The sequence below is a fragment of the Streptomyces chartreusis genome (genome assembly GCF_008704715.1).
GTDB classification, from domain to species: domain Bacteria; phylum Actinomycetota; class Actinomycetes; order Streptomycetales; family Streptomycetaceae; genus Streptomyces; species Streptomyces chartreusis.
The window spans coordinates 9,212,504-9,231,229 of record NZ_CP023689.1; the positions used below are offsets into that span (position 1 = coordinate 9,212,504).

The window sequence follows — 18,726 nt, forward strand, 5'->3', positions numbered from 1 at the left end:
ATCCGGAACGTCACGGAAAGGCGCCGCGACCCCTGCTACCCTGCGGATCCGAATTGACCGTATTGGGGAACTTTCTAGGGGTATGTGTGAAGGTCGCCTGTGTCGGTGGCGGGCCCGCCGGTCTCTATCTCTCGATCCTGCTGAAACTGCGGGACCCGTCCCACGACATCACCGTCCACGAACGCAACGCGGAGGGCACCACCTACGGCTGGGGAGTGACGTACTGGCGCGGACTGCTCGACCAACTGCGCGCCCATGACCTGGAGACGGCTCGCGCGGTCGAGGCGAGCTCGGTCCGCTGGAACGAGGGCGTGGCCCACGTACGGGACCTGATGACCCGTCGGCCCGGCGACGAGGGGCACGGCATCGGCCGCCACCGGCTGCTGGAGATCCTCGCCGAACGCGCCCGCTCGCTCGGCGTACGCCTGGAGTTCGGGAGCACGATCAGCCCGGACGACCTCCCCGGCGCCGACCTGGTCGTCGCGGGCGACGGAGTCCACAGCGCCCTGCGCACCCGCCACGCCGACCACTTCGGCACCCGGATCGACAGCGGCCGCAACCGCTACCTCTGGCTCGGCACCAGCAAGGCCTTCGACGCCTTCACCTTCGCCTTCGTCGAGACCGACCACGGCTGGATCTGGTGCTACGGCTACGGCTTCGGCCCCGACGCCGGTACCTGCGTCGTCGAGTGCGCCCCGGAGACCTGGACCGGCCTCGGCCTCCACAGGGCACCCGAGGCCGACGGACTCGCCCTGCTGGAGAAGCTCTTCGCCGGGATCCTCGACGGCCATCCGCTCATCGGGCGCCCGTCCGCCGACGGCAGCGCGCCGTGGCTGACCTTCCGTACCGTCACCAACCGCACCTGGCACCGCGGCAACGTCGTCCTGATCGGCGACGCCGCCCACACCACCCACTACTCCATCGGCGCCGGTACGACGCTCGCCCTGGAGGACGCCATCGCCCTGGCCGGCGCGCTGCACGAGCGGCCCGCCCTGCCGGAGGCACTCGCCCACTACGAACGGGAGCGCAGGGCGGCCCTGTTGTCCCTCCAGAGCGCCGCCCGGCACAGCGCCCTGTGGTACGAGAACCTGCCCCGCTACATCGACCTGCCGCCGCAGCAGATGTTCGCCCTGCTGGGCCAGCGCCATTCACCCCTGCTGCCCTACGTACCGCCCCAGCTGTACTACCGGATCGACAGGGCGGCCGGGCAGCTGGAGGCGCTGCGCCGCCTCAAGCGCTGGCTCGGGCCGAAGGTCGCGCGCACGGTGCAGAGCAGGGCGGCCCGCAGGTAGCCGCGCGCGACGCGAACAACCGGTCCAGGAAAGCGTTCCCGAACACCCGGTGGGGGCCGAGCCGCTCCAGCACCCCGGCGGCCCGCCCCCACCCCTCCTCCCGCAGTAGGCCCCTGCGGCGGACGCTGTCGATCACGGGCCCAAGCCAGGAGCGCCTCGACGGCAACCGCTTGCCCGTCGAGCCGATTCACTCGTGTGGGTGAAGGATTCACAGGATGCGGCAGCGGAGGGGTCCGCTCCGCGCTCGCGGACCGCGAATGACAAACTGAAGCCATGGACGAGCGTGTAATCGGTAGGTCGGGTCAGCGGGCATCCGTCGTCGGACTCGGTACGTGGCAGCTGGGCGCCGACTGGGGAGACGTCGACGACCAGCAAGCCCTTGCGGTGCTGGACGCGGCGGTCGAGTCGGGGGTGACCTTCTTCGACACGGCCGACGTGTACGGCGACGGACGCAGCGAGCAGACCATCGCCGGCTTCCTGCGGGCCAGGCCCGAGCCGGACATCTTCGTGGCGACCAAGATGGGCCGCCGGGTGGACCAGATCCCCGAGAACTACGTCCTCGACAACTTCCGTGCCTGGAACGACCGTTCGCGGCGCAACCTCGGCGTGGACCGCCTCGACCTGGTCCAGCTGCACTGCCCGCCGACGCCCGTCTACTCCACGGACGAGGTGTTCGACGCCCTGGACACCCTGGTCGAGGAGGAGCGCATCGCCCAGTACGGCGTCAGCGTGGAGACCTGCGCCGAGGCGCTGACCGCCATCGCCCGGCCCGGGGTGGCGAGCGTGCAGATCATCCTCAACGCGTTCCGCATGAAGCCCCTGCTGGAGGTGCTGCCCGCCGCCCGGGAGGCGGGCGTCGGCATCATCGCCCGCGTCCCGCTCGCCTCCGGGCTGCTGTCCGGCAAGTACACCAAGGACACCGTCTTCCCCGCGAACGACCACCGCACCTACAACCGGCACGGCGAGTCCTTCGACCAGGGCGAGACCTTCTCCGGCGTCGACTACGACTCCGGCGTGGAGGCGGCCGTCGAGTTCGCCGGCCTCGCCCCGGAGGGGTACACCCCGGCCCAGCTGGCACTGCGCTGGATCATCCAGCAGCCCGGCGTGACCACCGTCATCCCGGGCGCCCGCTCGCCCGAGCAGGCCCGTGCCAACGCGGCCGCCGCCGCACTGCCGGAGCTGTCCGCGGACACGCTCAGCGCGATCCGCGACCTCTACGACCGGCAGATCAAGGACCAGGTGGAAAACCGCTGGTAGACGCATAGCGCGCAGGGAGCGGCGGCTTGGCCGCTCACGAACCCCGCCGTTTGAGCCCGACGCGGCGGGGTTACCTGTTAGCGCATGGCCGAACAGGAAAGACGGACGGGACGCGACGAGAGCGAGGAAGAGCGCGCCGACCGCATGTGGGGCGAGCTCCTCCAAGAGGTCCGGGTGACCCAGATGGGCGTCCAGATCCTGTTCGGCTTCCTGCTCACCGTCGTGTTCACGAACAAGTACGACAGCCTCGCCGACACCGACCAGACGATCTACATCGTCACCGTGGTGCTGGGCGCCGCCGCCACCGGGGCGCTGATCGGACCGGTGTCGCTGCACCGCCTGGTGGCAGGGCGGCGCATCAAGCCGCAGGCGGTGTCGTGGGCGTCCCGGATGACCTTCGTCGGTCTGATTCTGCTGCTGGGCACCATGACGGGCTCGCTGCTGCTGATCCTGCGGGTCGCCACCCACGACGACTTCGTGCCCTGGCTGGTCGCGGGCATCGTCGTCTGGTACCTGGTGTGCTGGTTCGTGCTGCCGCTGTGGGCGCGCCGCCGCACCACGGAGTGAGCGGCGGCGCCCCGGCGACCGGGTGCGGCTACAGCGCCTGCCCGCTGCCTCCGTGCGCACCGCGCAGCGCCGAGATGCAGGTGGAGATGGCCTGCTGGAGCTCCTCCAGCTGCTGGACCATGTCGTCCTCGGCGAACTCCTGCACGTCGTCGAAGGTCAGCTCCTCGAAGACCTTCGTCGCCCGCTGGAGGCTGTTGTAGAACTTCGTCCGCCGCTCCTGGACCCGCAGCTCGGGGTCGGCCTCCACGGCCTCGACGACGAGGGACTTCATGGTGTCGTAGGCGTCGGTGGCCCACTCGCCGGTGTCCTCGTCCTCCTCCAGCTCGTCGATGAGCGACAGATGCCGCTCGGCCTCCTGGCGCAGGTCCACGGGCGCGTCCACGGTCTGCCCGGCCGGCGTCTTGATCTGACCCGACTCGGCGATCTGCCGGACGTAGCCGATGCGGTCGGCCGACCGGCTCTCGGTGGCGACGGCCTTCTTCAGGTCGTCGGTGCGTACGACGTCGCGCGCCAGCTCGGCCTGAAGTTCCGGGTCCTCGCGCACCCGGTCCAGGAGCGCCTGGCGGGCCGCGCGGGCGGTGGAGGGGTCGGAGAGGATCGCCGCGCGCAGCGCGGTGGGGTTCTCGGCGACCTCCAGGGCCTTGGTCGGGCGGATGCCCTCGGCCTCGGCGGCCTCGGAGATGGCGGTGCCGCGCTCGGAGGTGGCGCTGTTGCGGGAGACGTAGTAGCCGAGCCACACGTCCGCGTCCGGCAGCTCGACCTCCTGGCCCGGCGCGAGCGCCTCGAACTGCGGGACGAGACCGTCGTCGGCGGCCCGGTCCCAGGCCTTGTAGTAGCGCATGACGCGATCGGCGGAGCAGCCCGCGAGCTCGGCGAACTCCTTCGCGGACACCTTCGGCGTCTCGTCGGCGCCCTGCCCGCCGGGCCGGACGCTGCGCGCCACCATCAGGCCGAAGGCCCAGCCGCCGGTCCGCGCGTAGACCCCGAACTCACGCGCGTCCCGCGCGACGAGGTCGGACAGCGGGGCCGGGGATGCGGAGGACGTCTCGGGTGGGACGAACGCCAGTGTCACGGGTGACTCTCCTGTACGAGCTGCTCGGAAGGCGAAAAGTGCAGACCGGCAGCCTATGGCACCCGGGTCGGCGCGCTCGCGCGGCGCCGGGCCGCCGGTGTGCTTTCGGTCAGCCGAGGGCGTCCCGCAGCGCGGGCAGCAGCGTGCTCTGAGCCCAGTCGAGATAGGGCAGCTGCGCCTCGCCTCCGATCTGTACCAGGGCGATCTCGGTGAACCCGGCCTCCGCGTAAGGGCGTACGGCCTTGACGAAGGCGTCCGGGTCGTCGCCGCACGGAATCGACTCGGCGACGTCGTCCTTGGTGACGAATCGGGTCGCCGCCTCGAAGGAGTCCGGGTGCGGCAGTTCCGAGTTGACCTTCCAGCCGCCGCCGAACCAGCGGAACTGGGAGTGGGCGCGCTCAAGGGCGGCGTGAGGGTCGGGGTCGTGGCACACCGGCAGCTGACCCACGCGCGGCTTGCCCTCGCCGCCGTGCCGGTCGAACGCCTCCAGCAGGTCCGCCTTCGGTTCCGTGGCGATCACCAGGTCGCCGAGCCTGCCCGCGAGCTCGCAGGACTGCTCGCCGGACACGGCGACACCGATGGGCGGCGGCTCGTCCGGCAGGTCCCACAGCCGGGCGGACTCCACGTCGAAGTGCGTGCCGCGGTGGTTCACATGCCCGCCCCCGAAGAGCGCCCGGATGATCTCCACCGCCTCTTCGAGCATCTCGTGCCGTACGTCCACCGACGGCCAACCGCCGCCCACGACATGCTCGTTGAGGTTCTCGCCCGAGCCGAGCCCCAGCCGGAACCGGCCCTCGGACAGCAACTGCATCGTGGCCGCCTTCTGTGCCACGACCGCCGGGTGGTAGCGGACCGTCGGACATGTCACGAAGGTCATCAGCGGGATCCGCCGCGTCGCCTGGGCGGCCGCGCCCAGCACGCTCCAGACGTACGGCGAGTGACCCTGCGAACGCAGCCACGGAAAGTAGTGGTCCGAGGCCACGGAGAAGTCAAAACCGGCCTCCTCGGCGCGGACCATGTGGTTCACCAGGTCACGGGGGCCGGCCTGCTCGGTCATCATCGTGTATCCGATCTTCACCATGCGGCCCGAGTCCCCGGACAGGAGCGTCGAAAACGGGACGGACCGCGCGGGCTCCCGGACTGGGGTGCGAGGACTGCCGGACGATGCCGGAATATCGGGGGAGGATGCACGTATGTCTGCCCGCGAGCTGCCTTCGAGCACCCCAGCCGCCCAGGGCGTCGACGCCGCCGGTGTCCTCGCCTTCCTCGACGCCCTCGACGCCGCCCCCACGATCGAGCCGCACAGCCTGATGATCATGCGGCACGGCCGACTGGTCGCCTCCGGCTGGTGGGCGCCGTACACCGCCGAACGACCGCACCTGCTCTACTCGATCAGCAAGAGCTTCACCGCGGCCGCCGCCGGGATCGCCGTCGGTGAGGGACTGATACGGCTCGACGACCCGGTGATCTCGTACTTTCCCGAGCTCGACGCCGACATCACCGACCCGCGCAGCCGCGCCATGCTGGTGCGGCATGTGGCGTCCATGGCCACCGGGCACGAGACGGACACCATCGCCGAGGCGCGCGAACGCGACCTCGAGAACCTCGTGCGCGGCTTCCTCCTGGTGCCCCCGCAGCACGACCCCGGCACCGTCTTCGCGTACAACCAGCCCGCCACCTTCACCCTCTCCGCCATCGTGCAGCGCACGAGCGGCCAGTCGCTCACCGAGTATCTGCGCCCGCGCCTGCTGGACCCGCTCGGCATCGGCGAGATCGCATGGCTGCGTCACCGCAGCGGCCAGGAGCTCGGCTTCAGCGGACTGCACGCCACCACCGACGCCATCGCCCGGCTCGGGCAGCTGTATCTGAACGGCGGCGTCTGGGAGGGCGAGCGGCTGCTGCCCGAGTCGTGGGTCGCCGAGGCCACCCGCGTGCAGATCGCGAACGCCGGTGGGATGCCGGGGGACGACTGGCAGCTGGGCTACGGCTTCAAGTTCTGGATGTCCCGGCACGGCTATCGCGGCGACGGCGCCTTCGGCCAGTTCTGCATCGTGCTGCCCGAGCACGACGCCGTGATCGCGACGACCGCGGACACCTGGGACATGCAGACCGTGCTGAACCTGGTCTGGGAGCACCTGCTGCCCGCGTTCGGACCCGAGCCCCGGACGGGCGGCGAGGCTGCCGACGCGGCCCTCGCACAGCGGCTGGCCGGCCTGGCGCTGCCGCCCGCATCCGGTGAGCCCGCGCCGCCCGAGGGCGCCGAGGCCTGGTCCGCCGCCGCGTTCACGCCGGACGGTGGTGTCTGCGTACCGCTTCCGAAGCTGACGGCGATCGGCCTCGCGCCCGGCGCGGACGGCTGGGCGCTGACGCTCACCGAGGACGGGCACCCGCTTCAGGTGCGGCTCGGGGAGACCGGATGGACCGTCACCGAGGGGCCGGTGCCCACCGCGGTGAGCGGCGGCTGGACCGACGCCGACACCCTCGCCGTCGACGTCGCCTTCCTGGAGACCCCGCACCACCTGGAAGTGGCGTGCTCGCTCAAGGACCGTACGTTCACGGCCCGTTGGCGTACGGATCCGCTCCACGCCAGGTCGCTGCGGGCGATGAGTGCCCCTCGCGCGTCGGCCTGATCAGTCGCCGGGAACCCGGAAGGTCCGCAGGAACGTGTCCAGGGCCTTCCGGTTCGCGGCGTCGTCCCAGTCCTCCTCCGGTGTCGTCCAGCGCAGCGAGTAGCCACGGTGGTCGTCGATGAGGAACCCCCGCCCGAAGGTGCGCAACCGGGTGCCGTCCTTGTCCGAGACCCACTCCATGTCGGCGGCCCGGTAACCCTGGTACGTGGTCGCCTCGATGTCGCCGATCCGCTGGAAACCGCTGCGCTCCTCCAGATCGGGCTGGACGTCGTCACGCCATACGGCGACCGGGTCCGGCCCGAGAGCCTCGCTGTAGGTGATCGCCAGCCTGCGATCGTCGCCCTCGGCGCCGAAGAAGACGCGGTAGGCCACGTCCGAGGCCCGGCTGGTGGCCACGGGTTCCCAGCCCTCGGGCAGGGCGATGGAGAAACCGTCGGGGGACGTGTACGTGCTGAATCCGTCGGGCAGTGCCGTGCCGGAGGGGGAGGTGCTCGGGGATTTCGACCCGGCCCCGGATTCCGTCCCCGTCTCCTCCTGGGTGGGTGAGGTGCTGGGCGCGGCGGTGGGGGACTGGCCCGTGGGTGCGCCGGCGGAGGCGGACGGGGTGGGCGCCGCACCCGTCGCCGCGGAGTCCGAGTCGTCCTGGGAGCCGTTGGTCACCACGAGGACGGCGGCGGCGACGGTGACCACGGCCAGTGCCGTGCCGATGACCATGGCGCGTCTGCCCCAGGTGGGTCCGACGGCGTACCGACCGCGCAGCCGGGGGCGGTGCATGGCCTGGGCGGCCGTCTCGGGGTCGTCGTTGATGACGCGGTCCAGCGCCTCGCGGACCACCGGTCTGCTCAGCCGCTCCCGCGAGTCCTTGCGCAGCAGCCCCTGCACGGCCTGGGTGAGCGGCCCCGCGCGTACCGGGGCGCGGAGCGGAAGGCGGTCGACCCCCTTCAACGTGGTCTCGGGGCGGTCCCGTTCGCGGTACGGCGGACGCCCCTCGACCATCGTGTAGAGGATCGCGCCCAGCGCCCACAGATCGGACGCGGGCCCGATCCGCTCGTCGCGGGCCTGCTCCGGCGAGGCGTACGACGGCGCTGCGACCCGGGGCGCGAGGGTCGCGCCGGCCAGGCCGAAGCCGGTGACCACGACCGACCCGTCGGCGCCCACGAACACCTGGCCCGGGCTGAGTTCGCCGTGCGTGATGCCCGCGACATGCGCGGCCTCCAGCACGTCGAGCAGTTCGAGACCGATGCGCGCGGCCCGCACATAGTTGAACGTGCCCTGCTGGGCGAGGAGTTCGCCCAGAGGCGTGCCGTCGATCCATTCGGTGACGATCCACAGGCTGCCGGCTTCCTCGACGGCGTCCAGCACGGTGGCCACCCGGCCCGGGCGCAGCAGCCCTATCCGCTCCGAGGTGCGCAGGATGCGCGAGGTGGCCCGGCGCGCGTCGTCCGGGCCCTGATCGTCGGGAAGCCCGATCTGGGTCAGAAGGCACGCACGTTCGGTTTCCAGGTCCTCGCCGTAGTAACCGACGCGGTTCGTCTCGCGATGTACGACATCGACGAGACGGTACCTTCCGGCAACCAACTCGGATGTGGAGACGTGCGCCTTGACCATGGCCATCCCTCGCTGAACCGCCGGCTCTCATTTCTCACAGGAAGTACGCGAGACGTCATGCGAAGCGTTCAACGAAAACCCCAACTAAAGGGCGCTTCTTTTCATTTGCTTTCTGACGCGTGAGTAAGCTGACGAAAAGGCCAGGAAATTGGGCTCGAATGCCTCAGTGAAGTCCGAAATCCGTCGCCCAGCGGAGTACGTCGGAGGTCGTCGCGTTGCCTCCGCACACGACCAGCCCGAGCCGGGCGTCGCCCCCGACCCGCTCCAGGACGCGCCGGGCGGCGGGCAGCAGACAGCCCGCGGCCGGCTCGGTCCACACCTTGGCGTGCTCGGCGAGGTCGAGCACACCCCGTACCGCCTCCCGGTCCGGGACCACGAGCACCTCGTCGACCTGGGCGGACACATGGTCGTACGTCAGCTGCGACACCGTGGGCGCGCTGAGCGTCGACACGATCGACGCGAGTTCCACCGGCACCGGCCCGCCCGCCGTGAGTGCCTGGGACATGGCCTCGGCGCCCTCGGTCTCCACGCCCCAGATCCGCACGTCGGGACGCCGGGCCCGCAGCGCCACCGCGACCCCGGCGATGAGTCCGCCGCCCCCGACGCTGACGATCACGTCGGTGAGTTCACCGGCGTCGGCGTCCAGCTCCAGACCGACGGTGCCCTGACCGGCGATCACCAGGGGGTCGTCGAAGGGGTGGACGAGGGTCAGCCCCTCGTCCCGCAGCCGGGTCACGAGCGAGAAGGCTCCGGCCATGTCGTCGGTGAGCCGGACCGACGCCCCGGCGTCCTCGGCGATCCGCACGGCGTGCGCGGGCGCCGAGCGCGGCATGACCACGGTGGCCTTCACGTCGAGGACGGCGGCGGTCATCGCCAGGGCGATGCCGTGGTTGCCGCCGCTGACCGCCACCACCCCGGCGGCCCGCTGGTCGTCGCTCAGCGACAGCAGCTTCGCCGTCGCCCCGCGGGCCTTGAACGACCCGGTGCGCTGGAGGAGTTCGAGCTTGGCCGTGACCGGGACGCCGAGCAGGGCCGACAGGCCGGGGCTGGGTACGGTCGGGGTGTGTACGACGTGTCCGGCGATGAGGTCGGCCGCGGCTTCGACGTCCGAGATCCCGATCAAGGCAGTCACCTTTCCGGCGCGGGGCGGGGATCCACGCCGCTGGCACCCTGACGCGCCGGACGCCGCCGGTCAAGCCGCTTTCACGGGCGGCGGCGCGGCCCCGGAGAAGATCGCCGCCGCACACGTGGACCGGGTGCTCACAGATCGCGCCGCACGAGGAAGTCCAGCAGTGAGCGCAGCTCCTCCGCGGGCCCCTCCTGAAGGGGTACGTCCGCCAGGGCCGCCTCCACGGCGGCGACATGACGCCGTGCCTCCGTGAGCGCGGCGGAGCGGCCGCCGGCCTCCTCGATCAGCGCGGCCGCCTCGCCGGGGTCGGCGGCCGACTCCAGCAGTGCGGCGAGCCGGCCGGCGAGGGGCGTGTCGAGGGCGGCGAGCACGGGATACGTCTTCTTGCGCTCCCGCAGATCGCCGTGCACCGGCTTGCCCGTGACGGCGGGGTCGCCCCAGATGCCCAGCAGGTCGTCCACGACCTGGAAGGCGATGCCCAGATGCCGGCCCGCGCGGTCGAGCGCGTCGACGGTCGCGGGCGGCGCCCCGCCGAGCAGGGCGCCGAGTGCCGCGGCGCAGCCCAGCAGGGCGCCCGTCTTGTGCTCGGCCATCGTCCGGTACTCGTCCGGCCGCACCCGCTCCGGGCCCGTCCAGGGACGCGTGGTGAACAGCAGGTCGTCCGCCTGCCCGCGCACCAGGTCCTGCAACGCCACGGACAGCAGCCGCACCGCCCGGGGGCCCTGAGGTGCCGCGGCGAGCGTCTCGACGGCCAGCGCGAACAGCGCGTCCCCGGCGAGGACGGCGGGTCCGGTGCCGTACGCCTTCCACACCGTGGGGCGGCGGCGCCGTGCCTCGTCGCCGTCCATGATGTCGTCGTGCAGCAGGGAGAAGGCGTGCACCAGCTCCACCGCGACCGCCCCGGGCACCGCGGTCCGGCCGGGCGCACCGGCCGCCTCCGCGCCGAGCACGGCGAGTGCCTGCCGGACGCCCTTGCCGCCGGAGGCCGCGGTCGGCGCGCCGCCGACCTCGCACCAGCCGAAGGAGTACGCGGCCATCTCGCCGACCCACGGATGGGTCCGCCCGACGGCCTCCCGCAGCGCGGGCCGCACCAAGGTCCGGCAACGGTCGAGGACCTGACCGGCGTCCACCGGGAAACGGACCGTCGAGGCGCGCCGGTGGGCGTCGGCCGGAGCCCGCAGCGCCGGGGAAGAGGCGGTCATCGGGCGCCCACCGCCTCCGCCTCGACGCCGAACTCCCGCTGCGCCCGTCCGACCATCTCCCGCGCGTGCCGCAGCCCGATCCGCTCCAGCACGTCGGCCAGCTCCGCCAGTTCGGCGGCGGTCTCCGCGCGGTCGCGCCCCAGCTGGGCCCGAGACTTCGCCAGCCCCAGCCGGGACAGCGCCTCCCCGCGGGGCTCGCTCATCGCCCGGAACTCCGACAGCGCCTGCTCGTACATCGCCCGCGCCTCGGTGTAACGCCCGGCGCGGTAGAGGACGTTGCCGCGCATCTTGTGGTTGTAGGCAAGCGCGCTGGACAGCTTCATCGCGCGGCACGTGGCCTCCGCCTCGGACAGCAGGGCCAGCGCCCGCTCCACGTCGCCGTCCCGCACGGACACCACGTCGGCCAGCCCGCGCAGCGCCCAGGCGTGGCCGCGGCGGTCCTCGGCGCCCGCGGCGATCTCGGCCGCCTCCTCGAACAGGGAGTACGCGGTGTCGTACGAGCCGGTGTTGCGGTGGATCTGCGCGATGCCCTCCAGCGCCCACACGGTGTGCCGGGCCTCGCCGCGCCGACGGGCCTCGGCCAGCAGTTGCTCGTGCAGCCGGTGGACGGCCGCGTAGTCGCCCTGGATACGGCCGGTCTCCGCGAGCCCGGCCAGCGAGTAGCCGCGCACGACGATGTCGCCGCCGCGCTCGCCGAGGTCCGCGGCGAGCTGGAGGAGCCGCCGGGCCAGCGGGAACGCGCCGCGCTGACGGGCCAGCGTGCCGCCGCTCCACAGCGCCCAGGCCATCGCCCCCCAGTCGTCGGCCTCGCGGGCGGCGCGGTAGCTCGCCTTCCAGGCGCGGTCGGCGTCCCCGATCTGCCCCAGCCGGCGGTGCGCCTCGGCGACGGCGAGCCCGGAGCGGGCCGCCTCGCCGTGCTGTCCGGACCGCTCGGCCGCTCTCAACTGCTCGGTGCCGGCGGCCAGAACGTCGGTGAGAGACGCGTTCACGGACAGAGTGGTCAGGGCGCCCTGGTACTCCGGGGCGAATGCCTTGCCGTACATCGATGCCTTTCGATCGATATACACGCAGTGTCTACTCCGAGTGTATACATGGTGCGTATACGTCGTCGGTATACATGGCGTGTATAGAGCGTTGAGAACCGGCCCTGGCCAAATGCTCGGCCAGGGCTTCACCTGTTGTCGATCAAGACGTCGGCAGGGCGGAGTGGGTTGCTCGTGAGGCGCAGATCACCTCGCGGGGACGCTTCAGTGCTGCTGCGGCTTCTGTGGTGTCGCCTCGCTCGGCCGTACGACGACATAGCCCTGACCTTGCAGCATCAGCTGTACGGCCTCGCCGGAACCGCCGCGCAGCATCGAGCCGAGGGACTGCGAGCGGTGCAGCGAGGTCTGGAGCCCGGCCGTCCAGCCGACCACCGCGTCGGTGTCGACGTACACCGGGTACTGCTGCGAGACCGGGATGACCAGCGGATTGCCGTCGCAGATCAGGCCCAGCCTGCCCTGACCGGTGAAGACGCTGTTGAACAGACCCCCGCCGGTGATGCCGGCGCCCTTCACCGTCGCTATCCGGTACGACAACGAGGCGTCGAAACACAGCACGTTGCGGCCGTTGACCGTGAACTCGTCGCCGGGGTCGACGTCGACGATGAAGCAGTTCTGCGCCTCGTGCGCGAACCAGGCCTCGCCCTGTCCGCGCACCGCCATCAGCGGCAGCCCCTCACCGGTCACGGCCCGCTTGAGCATGCCGCCCACGCCCTGGCCCTTGCGCTCGAACTGGAGGTTGCCGCGGTAGGCGACCATGGCGCCCTGGCGGGCGTGCATCTCGCCGTTCACCGCGTACTTGATGCACTTGGCGTTCTCGATCGTCATGCCCGGCGCCGTGGCCGGCTGGACCATGTGCTCGCTGGAAAAGAGGTCACCCTTCATGCGGGCATCGTGTCCCGGACGGCATCGTTCCGCCTAGGTCGCGGCGTGTCGCGGCCCGGATCCGTCAGCCGCCGAAGAGTTGTGTCCAGTACGTGCCAGCCGGACCGCCGCCCGCGAAGCCGATGCCTATGTGGGTGAAGTCGCGCTTGAGGATGTTGGCGCGATGCCCGGGGCTGTTCATCCAGCCCTCCACGACCTCGGCGGGGGAGCGCTGACCGCACGCGATGTTCTCGCCGATCGCGCGCATCCGGGAGCCCGCCGCGGCCGCCCGGTCCCACGGCTGGGTCCCCTCGGGCGAGGTGTGGGAGTAGAAGGCGCGGGTCGCCATGTCGGCGCTGTAGGACTGCGCGGCCGTGGTCAGCGCGGGATCGGCGGCCAGCGGGCGCAGCCCGGCCCTCGCCCGCTCCCGGTTGGTCAGGTCGACGACCTCGGCCGCGGTACGGGGCAGATCACCCGGCGCGAGCGGCCTGGCCCACAGCGCCGTCCAGTACGTGTCGCCGGAGCGGCCGCCGCTGACCGACGCCACGGCGGCATGCGTGAAGGCGGCGTCCTGCAGGGTGCGGCGAGCGCCTTCGGTGCGCAGGCAGTACGCGACGAACTCGGCCGGGGTGCGCGGACCGGAGACCAGGTGCTCGCCGATGGTGATGTACGCGTACCCGGTGGCGGTGATGCGCTGGTACACGGACACACCGTCGCCGCCCTCGACACCGAGTCGGCCCACCGCGGCCATCGCGGAGGCGTGCGCCCCCGCGGCGGAGGCGAGCCGGGCGTCGGGGGCGACGGGCGGCGAACCGACGCCGGCCCGGGCGGAGTTGACCGGGCCGAGGAAGCCGTCCGGATCGGGGGAGGGGAAGTCCGGGACGGTCAGGGCGGCCAGCGTCTGCATCGTGGAGCGTGCCGTGGGCGTCGGCGGAGCGCCGGGCATGGGCGGTACGGCCGTCCGCCCGGCCGGCGAGGGCGTGGCGTCCTCGATCACGTCCACCCCGAAGTCGCGCGCGAGCCCCGCCAGTCCGTCCGCGTACCCCTGCCCGAGAGCCCGCAGCTTCCAGCCGCCGCCGCGCCGGTAGACCTCGGCGAGCAGCAGTACGGTCTCCGGCCCCGGGCGCGGCGGGGCGAACCGGGCGATCGGGCGGCCGTCCGGGTCGGTGACCTGGAGCACCGGCGCGGGCAGCCGGCCCAGGGGAGTGCCGGGGTCGGACGGGCTGACGACCACCGTGACCCGGGTCGCCCCGGAGCGCAGCCGCGGCGGGTCGACGGTCAGGGTGTCGCCGTGCAGACGGGCGCCCGGCGCGGACGGCTGGTTGTAGAACACGAAGTCGGCGTCGCCCCGCACCTTGCCGCTGTCGTCGGTGATGAGCGCGGACACGTCGAAGGGGCCGGGTACCCGGACGGTCATGCCGCCGCCCGGGAGGGGCAGATTGCCCCCGGGGACCAACTCGCTCATCGGGCCGTCCTGGTGGGTGGTTCGGGATCCGGTGCGGATGTCCTGAGAACGCGCACCGGATCCCGGGGGTTCCCACCTGACGTGCGGCGTCGGTCCTACTCGTCGAAGCTCAGCTTGTTGTCCGGCGCGATGTCGTCGTGCCGCTCGACGGGCGTGGCGGCGGGCCGCGCCTTCTTCGACGGCTTGCCGCAGAACGCGGACTCCAGCGTGCGCAGCATCGTGTTGTGCAGCGTGCCGTTGTTGGAGGCGGTGGCGACCGCGGCGAGGCTGCGCTTGCCGTCCTTGGATGCGAACGCGTAGGAGTAGTAGCCCTGTACGGCACCCGTGTGGCCGTAGACGGAGACGCCGCACGACAGGTCGCGCCGCCGCAGCCCCAGCCCGTACGCCTGTGTGCTGCCCGCCGGCACCCAGCGCTGCATCTGTGCCAGCTGGGTCCTGGAGGTCAGCCGGCCGCCGAGCAGCGCCGACAGGAAGGTGTTGAGGTCCCGGGTGCTGGAGATGACCGCGCCCGCGCTCTGCGCCCAGGACGCCGTCTGCTCGGTGGCGTCGACGAGCGCGGCGCCCGCGGTGTCCGGGGTGAGATAGCCGCGCGCGTACCGGCCGGGGATCTTCGTGCCGGGGTGCACGTAGAAGGTGTCGGTCAGCATCAGCGGCTCGATGATCCGGTCGCGGTACTCGGTCGCCACCGGGTGCCCGGTGAGCTTCTCGATGAGCATGCCCGCGACGACGAAGTTGGTGTTGGAGTACGAGTACGCCCCGCCCGGCTTGGTGGTCCGCGGCTTGGCCAGGGAGCGGTTGACCAGCTGACGGTAGGTGAAGACCTTCTTGCGGACCGCCTCGAAGCCGGGAACCGTCCGCGCGAACATGTCGTTGGTGTAGTCGTACAGGCCGCTGCGGTGGCTGAGCACATGGCGCACCGTGATGCTCTTGTCGGGCAGCAGCCCCGGCAGATAGCGGTCGACCGGGGCGTCGAGCGTCAGTTTCTTCTCCTCGGCCAGTTGCAGCAGGACGACCGCCGAGAAGACCTTGGTGATGCTGCCGATGCGGAACCGGTCGGAGTTGCTGAGAGCCCTTCCGGTCTTCCGGTCGGCGACGCCGACGGCCGCCCAGTGGACGGTGTCGCGGTCCTCCAGACGCGCCATCGCGCCCGGCGCGCCGCTGCGCTGCGCCGCGCGCAGGTCGTTCCACAGACCCGTGACGTCCGGGGCCGGGGCGCCGGCCCTCGTGGTGCCGGGCTCCAGGGGCGCGGCATGCGCGGGGACCGCCAGGAGCGACATCAGGGCCGCCGTCACCGCCGTACCTCTGACCACCGATGCTGAGACCATGCGGGTTCCTCCCGTTTCCTTCGAAGTGCTGCCGATACGTGAACGATCATCTGCGTGCGGGGCAACCTTCTCGCATCCCGTCACATCGCCACAGACGACGCACAGTTGGACAGACCGCGATCACCGGGTAGGAGTCCTCGAACGGCCGGATCCGGAGTCCTCGAACGAATCCTGCTTCTTTTATTGACGACGGAAAATAAGGGCTCTAGGTTCCGGTCATGTCCTCGATCCACCGCGCCGAGACGTTTCCGGCCAACACGCCGGCCGCCTCGCAGATCTTCACCACCGTCCTCAGCCATGGGCCCCTCACCCGTCTGGAGGTGGCCCGGCGGGCAGGACTGTCACCGGCCGCCGTCACCAAGGCGGTACGGCCCCTGATAGAGGCCGGCTACCTGGTGGAGGACGTGGACGAGACCGCCCGCCCCGCGCTCGGCCGCCCCGCCAACCCGGTACGGGTCGACGGGGGACGGGCCCTGTTCATCGGCCTGAAAGTGACCGGCGACGCGGTCATCGGCGTGCTCACCGACCTGTGCTGCCGCATCCGCGTCGCCCGCCACGCCCCGCTCCCCGACCGGGAGCCGGGGAGCGTGCTGGCCTCGGTCGCCGAACTCACGGGCACACTCCTCGCGGAGGCCGGCGACCTCGGCGTCCCCGTTCTCGGCCTCGGCATCGCCGTCTCCGGGGACGTGGAGCGCGGCGCCGGAGTCGTCCGGTACTCGCCGTTCCTGGAGTGGCGGGACGTGCCCCTCGCCGAACTCGCCGCCGCCACCACCGGGTTGCCGGTCACCGTCGACAACGACGTACGGGCCCTCACCGTCGCCGAGCAGTGGTTCGGAGCCGGAGTCGGACTGTCCGACTTCGCCGTGGTGACCGTCGGTGCCGGCATCGGCTGCGGCCTCGTGGTGCACGGCCGGGTCGTCGCCGGGGCGCACGGCGTGGCCGGGGAGATCGGGCATGTGACCGTCGACCCGGCCGGCCCGCCCTGCCACTGCGGCAACCGCGGCTGCGTGGAGGCGATCGCCGGGGACGCCGCGATCGTGCGGCGGATCCGGGAGAGCACCGGTGCCGAGGTCGCCGACACCGCCGAGGCCGCGGCGCTCGCCCATCAGGGGAACGCCGGAGCCCGTGAGGCCTACGCCCGCGCGGGCGAGGCGATCGGCCGGGGCATCGCCACCGTGGCCAACCTGCTCGGACCCGAGCGGGTGATCATCTCCGGCGAGGGCCTCGCCGCCTACGACCTGTTCGCCGAACAGATCCGCGACGCGTTCGCCGCGGCCGCGTTCGGAACCGCCGCCCAGTGCGACGTACAGACCCGCCCACTGCCCTTCGAGGAGTGGGCGCGCGGGGCCGCGGCCACCGCGATCCAGTCCTTCATCCGAGCCGACGACCAGCGCCAGTACCGCTGAACCAACCCCTGGAGGCACGACCCATGAGGTCATCCTCGTACTCCGTCATGCCCGCACGCGCCCTGAGAGCCGTGGTGGTCCTCGCCCTCACCGCCGGTGTCACCGCGGCCGTCCCCGCCGCTCAGGCCGAGACCACCACGCCCCCGGCCGCCACGGCCGGCACCGAAGTGGCCGCCAAGCCCTACATGGGCTGGACCAGCTGGACCATGCAGTCGTCGAAGTACCCGGGCCTCAACCCGAAGGGCGACTACAGCTACCTGTCCGAGGCCAACGTCATCAAGCAGACCGACGCCATGGCCGCCAAGCTGAAGAAGTACGGCTACGAGTACGTCAACATAGACGCCGGCTGGTGGATGGACTGGTCCTGGAAGTCGCAGTTCGACGAGTACGGCCGGCAGAAGGCCGACCCGGTGCGCTTCCCCAGCGGCATGAAGGCCGTCGCCGACCGCATCCACTCCAAGGGACTCAAGGCCGGCATCTACCTCCCGGTCGGCCTGGAGAAGGGGGCGTACAACGACGGCAAGAACCCGATCTGGAACGCCGAGGGCTGCACCACCGGCGACATCGTCTACGACGACCTGCGCACCACCAACGGCTGGGACAGCGCCTACAAGATCGACTTCTCGGATCCCTGCGCGCAGAAGTACATCGACTCCCAGGCGCAGATGTTCGCCGACTGGGGCTACGACTTCCTGAAGCTCGACGGCGTCGGCCCCGGCTCGTTCAAGAACGGCGACAACTACAACAACGTCGCCGACGTCGCCGCCTGGCAGAAGGCCATCAGGACCGCCGGCCGGCCGATCCACCTGGAACTGTCCTGGTCCCTGGATTACGGGCACGTCGCGGACTGGAAGAAGTACTCCAACGGCTGGCGCATCGACACCGACGTCGAGTGCTACTGCAACACCCTGGTCACCTGGGAGAACTCGGTCGACGACCGCTGGGACGACGCCCCCGCCTGGACCGACCACGCCGGCCCCGGCGGCTGGAACGACCTCGACTCCCTCAACGTCGGCAACGGCGAGATGGACGGCCTCACCAAGGCCGAACGGCAGAGCTACGCCACCCTCTGGGCCATCGCCAAGTCCCCGCTGTTCACCGGTGACGACATCACCAGGCTCGACTCCTACGGCCTGTCGCTGCTGACCAACCGCGAGGTCATCGCGATCAACCAGAGCAGCGCCCCGCCCGCCGAGCCCGTCACCGCCTCCGACCCGCAGCAGGTGTGGGCCGCGAAGAACCCCGACGGCACCTACACCGTGGCCCTGTTCAACCTCTCCGACGCACCCGCCTCGGTGACCGCGAACTGGCAGACCCTCGGCTTCAAGGGCAAGGCCGCCGTGCGCGACGTGTGGAACAAGGAAGGCCTCGGCACCTACACCGACAAGATCACCCAGGCCCTCCCGGCCCACGGCTCCCGCCTGTTCACGGTCACCCCGCGCGGCACCGACCTCGCCTGGACCGCGTACGAGGCCGAGGCCGGCTCCAACACCCTGAGCGGCAACGCCTCCGTGGCCGACTGCTCCGCCTGCTCCGGCGGCAAGAAGGTCGGCAACCTCTACGTCGGCGGCAAGGTCACCGTCAACGACGTGGTGGTGGCCAAGGCCGGCACCTACCAGATCAAGGTCGCCTACGTCAGCGGTGACGCCCGCTCGGTCCTCGTCTCCGCGGGCGACGGCGGCGCCACCTCGCACAAGCTGCCCTCCACCGGTGACTGGGGGACCGTCAACAGCGTCTACGTGCCGGTGAAGCTCAAGGCCGGGACCAACACCGTCGTCTTCGACAGCGGCACCGGCTACGCGCCGGACATCGACCGGATCGACGTACCGAAGTCCCTCTGATCTCCCCCTCCCGTCGGGGCCCGGCCGT

The 18,726-nt window shown here is 71.6% G+C and carries 15 protein-coding genes; 6 read left to right on the top strand and 9 right to left on the bottom strand.

Annotated elements, in window-relative coordinates:
• Window positions 1-86: 86 nt before the first annotated feature.
• The 3 genes from CP983_RS40940 to CP983_RS40955 all read left to right on the top strand — a co-directional run bounded on the left by CP983_RS40940 (window position 87) and on the right by CP983_RS40955 (window position 3,116).
• On the top strand, window positions 87-1,292 hold the full coding sequence (locus CP983_RS40940) for an FAD-dependent monooxygenase (RefSeq protein WP_150505471.1): 1,206 nt from the start codon (window positions 87-89) through the stop codon (window positions 1,290-1,292).
• 273 nt (window positions 1,293-1,565) lie between these two features.
• The gene (locus tag CP983_RS40950) at window positions 1,566-2,549 is read left to right on the top strand and encodes an aldo/keto reductase (RefSeq protein ID WP_150505472.1); all 984 of its coding nucleotides are present in this window, start codon (window positions 1,566-1,568) and stop codon (window positions 2,547-2,549) included.
• A gap of 84 nt (window positions 2,550-2,633) precedes the next feature.
• Window positions 2,634-3,116 carry a DUF6328 family protein gene (locus tag CP983_RS40955; protein ID WP_150505474.1) on the top strand — a complete coding sequence of 161 codons (483 nt, stop codon included), beginning with the start codon at window positions 2,634-2,636 and terminating at the stop codon, window positions 3,114-3,116.
• 28 nt (window positions 3,117-3,144) lie between these two features.
• Here CP983_RS40955 and CP983_RS40960 read toward each other — a convergent pair whose 3' ends face one another.
• Both CP983_RS40960 and CP983_RS40965 read right to left on the bottom strand, forming a co-directional pair.
• Window positions 3,145-4,188, bottom strand: a complete 1,044-nt coding sequence (locus CP983_RS40960) for a hypothetical protein (RefSeq protein ID WP_150505476.1) — start codon at window positions 4,186-4,188, stop codon at window positions 3,145-3,147.
• A gap of 109 nt (window positions 4,189-4,297) precedes the next feature.
• Window positions 4,298-5,269 (bottom strand): LLM class F420-dependent oxidoreductase, encoded by a 972-nt coding sequence (locus tag CP983_RS40965; protein ID WP_125529344.1) that lies wholly within the window; start codon window positions 5,267-5,269, stop codon window positions 4,298-4,300.
• A gap of 112 nt (window positions 5,270-5,381) precedes the next feature.
• Between CP983_RS40965 and CP983_RS40970 the strand changes: the two genes are divergently transcribed.
• Window positions 5,382-6,818: a serine hydrolase domain-containing protein gene (locus tag CP983_RS40970; protein WP_150505478.1), complete on the top strand. Its 1,437-nt coding sequence runs from the start codon at window positions 5,382-5,384 to the stop codon at window positions 6,816-6,818.
• On the opposite strand, the gene CP983_RS40975 is transcribed toward CP983_RS40970, so the two are convergent.
• From CP983_RS40975 to CP983_RS41005, 7 genes are all read right to left on the bottom strand, one after another.
• Window positions 6,819-8,432 (bottom strand): serine/threonine protein kinase, encoded by a 1,614-nt coding sequence (locus CP983_RS40975; protein WP_107909763.1) that lies wholly within the window; start codon window positions 8,430-8,432, stop codon window positions 6,819-6,821.
• Window positions 8,433-8,589: 157 nt separating this feature from the next.
• Window positions 8,590-9,549: a threonine/serine dehydratase family protein gene (locus CP983_RS40980; protein WP_150505480.1), complete on the bottom strand. Its 960-nt coding sequence runs from the start codon at window positions 9,547-9,549 to the stop codon at window positions 8,590-8,592.
• 137 nt (window positions 9,550-9,686) lie between these two features.
• A complete protein-coding gene (locus tag CP983_RS40985) occupies window positions 9,687-10,757 on the bottom strand; it encodes a polyprenyl synthetase family protein (protein WP_150505482.1) in 1,071 nt (356 codons plus the stop codon).
• Window positions 10,754-11,800, bottom strand: a complete 1,047-nt coding sequence (locus CP983_RS40990) for a tetratricopeptide repeat protein (RefSeq protein WP_150507185.1) — start codon at window positions 11,798-11,800, stop codon at window positions 10,754-10,756. Before CP983_RS40990 ends, CP983_RS40985 begins: the two co-directional genes overlap by 4 nt.
• A gap of 204 nt (window positions 11,801-12,004) precedes the next feature.
• Window positions 12,005-12,682, bottom strand: a complete 678-nt coding sequence (locus tag CP983_RS40995; RefSeq protein WP_107909757.1) for an AIM24 family protein — start codon at window positions 12,680-12,682, stop codon at window positions 12,005-12,007.
• A gap of 64 nt (window positions 12,683-12,746) precedes the next feature.
• A complete protein-coding gene (locus CP983_RS41000; protein ID WP_150505484.1) occupies window positions 12,747-14,126 on the bottom strand; it encodes a CAP domain-containing protein in 1,380 nt (459 codons plus the stop codon).
• Between the two features lie 95 nt (window positions 14,127-14,221).
• A complete protein-coding gene (locus CP983_RS41005; protein ID WP_125528748.1) occupies window positions 14,222-15,451 on the bottom strand; it encodes a serine hydrolase domain-containing protein in 1,230 nt (409 codons plus the stop codon).
• A 218-nt stretch (window positions 15,452-15,669) separates the two neighbouring features.
• Here CP983_RS41005 and CP983_RS41010 point away from each other — a divergent pair, with 218 nt between their 5' ends.
• The gene (locus tag CP983_RS41010) at window positions 15,670-16,857 is read left to right on the top strand and encodes an ROK family transcriptional regulator (protein WP_125528747.1); all 1,188 of its coding nucleotides are present in this window, start codon (window positions 15,670-15,672) and stop codon (window positions 16,855-16,857) included.
• 23 nt (window positions 16,858-16,880) lie between these two features.
• Entirely contained in the window at window positions 16,881-18,698 is a 1,818-nt protein-coding gene (locus CP983_RS41015; RefSeq protein WP_126903471.1) for an alpha-galactosidase D, read from the top strand.
• Window positions 18,699-18,726 lie beyond the last annotated feature (28 nt).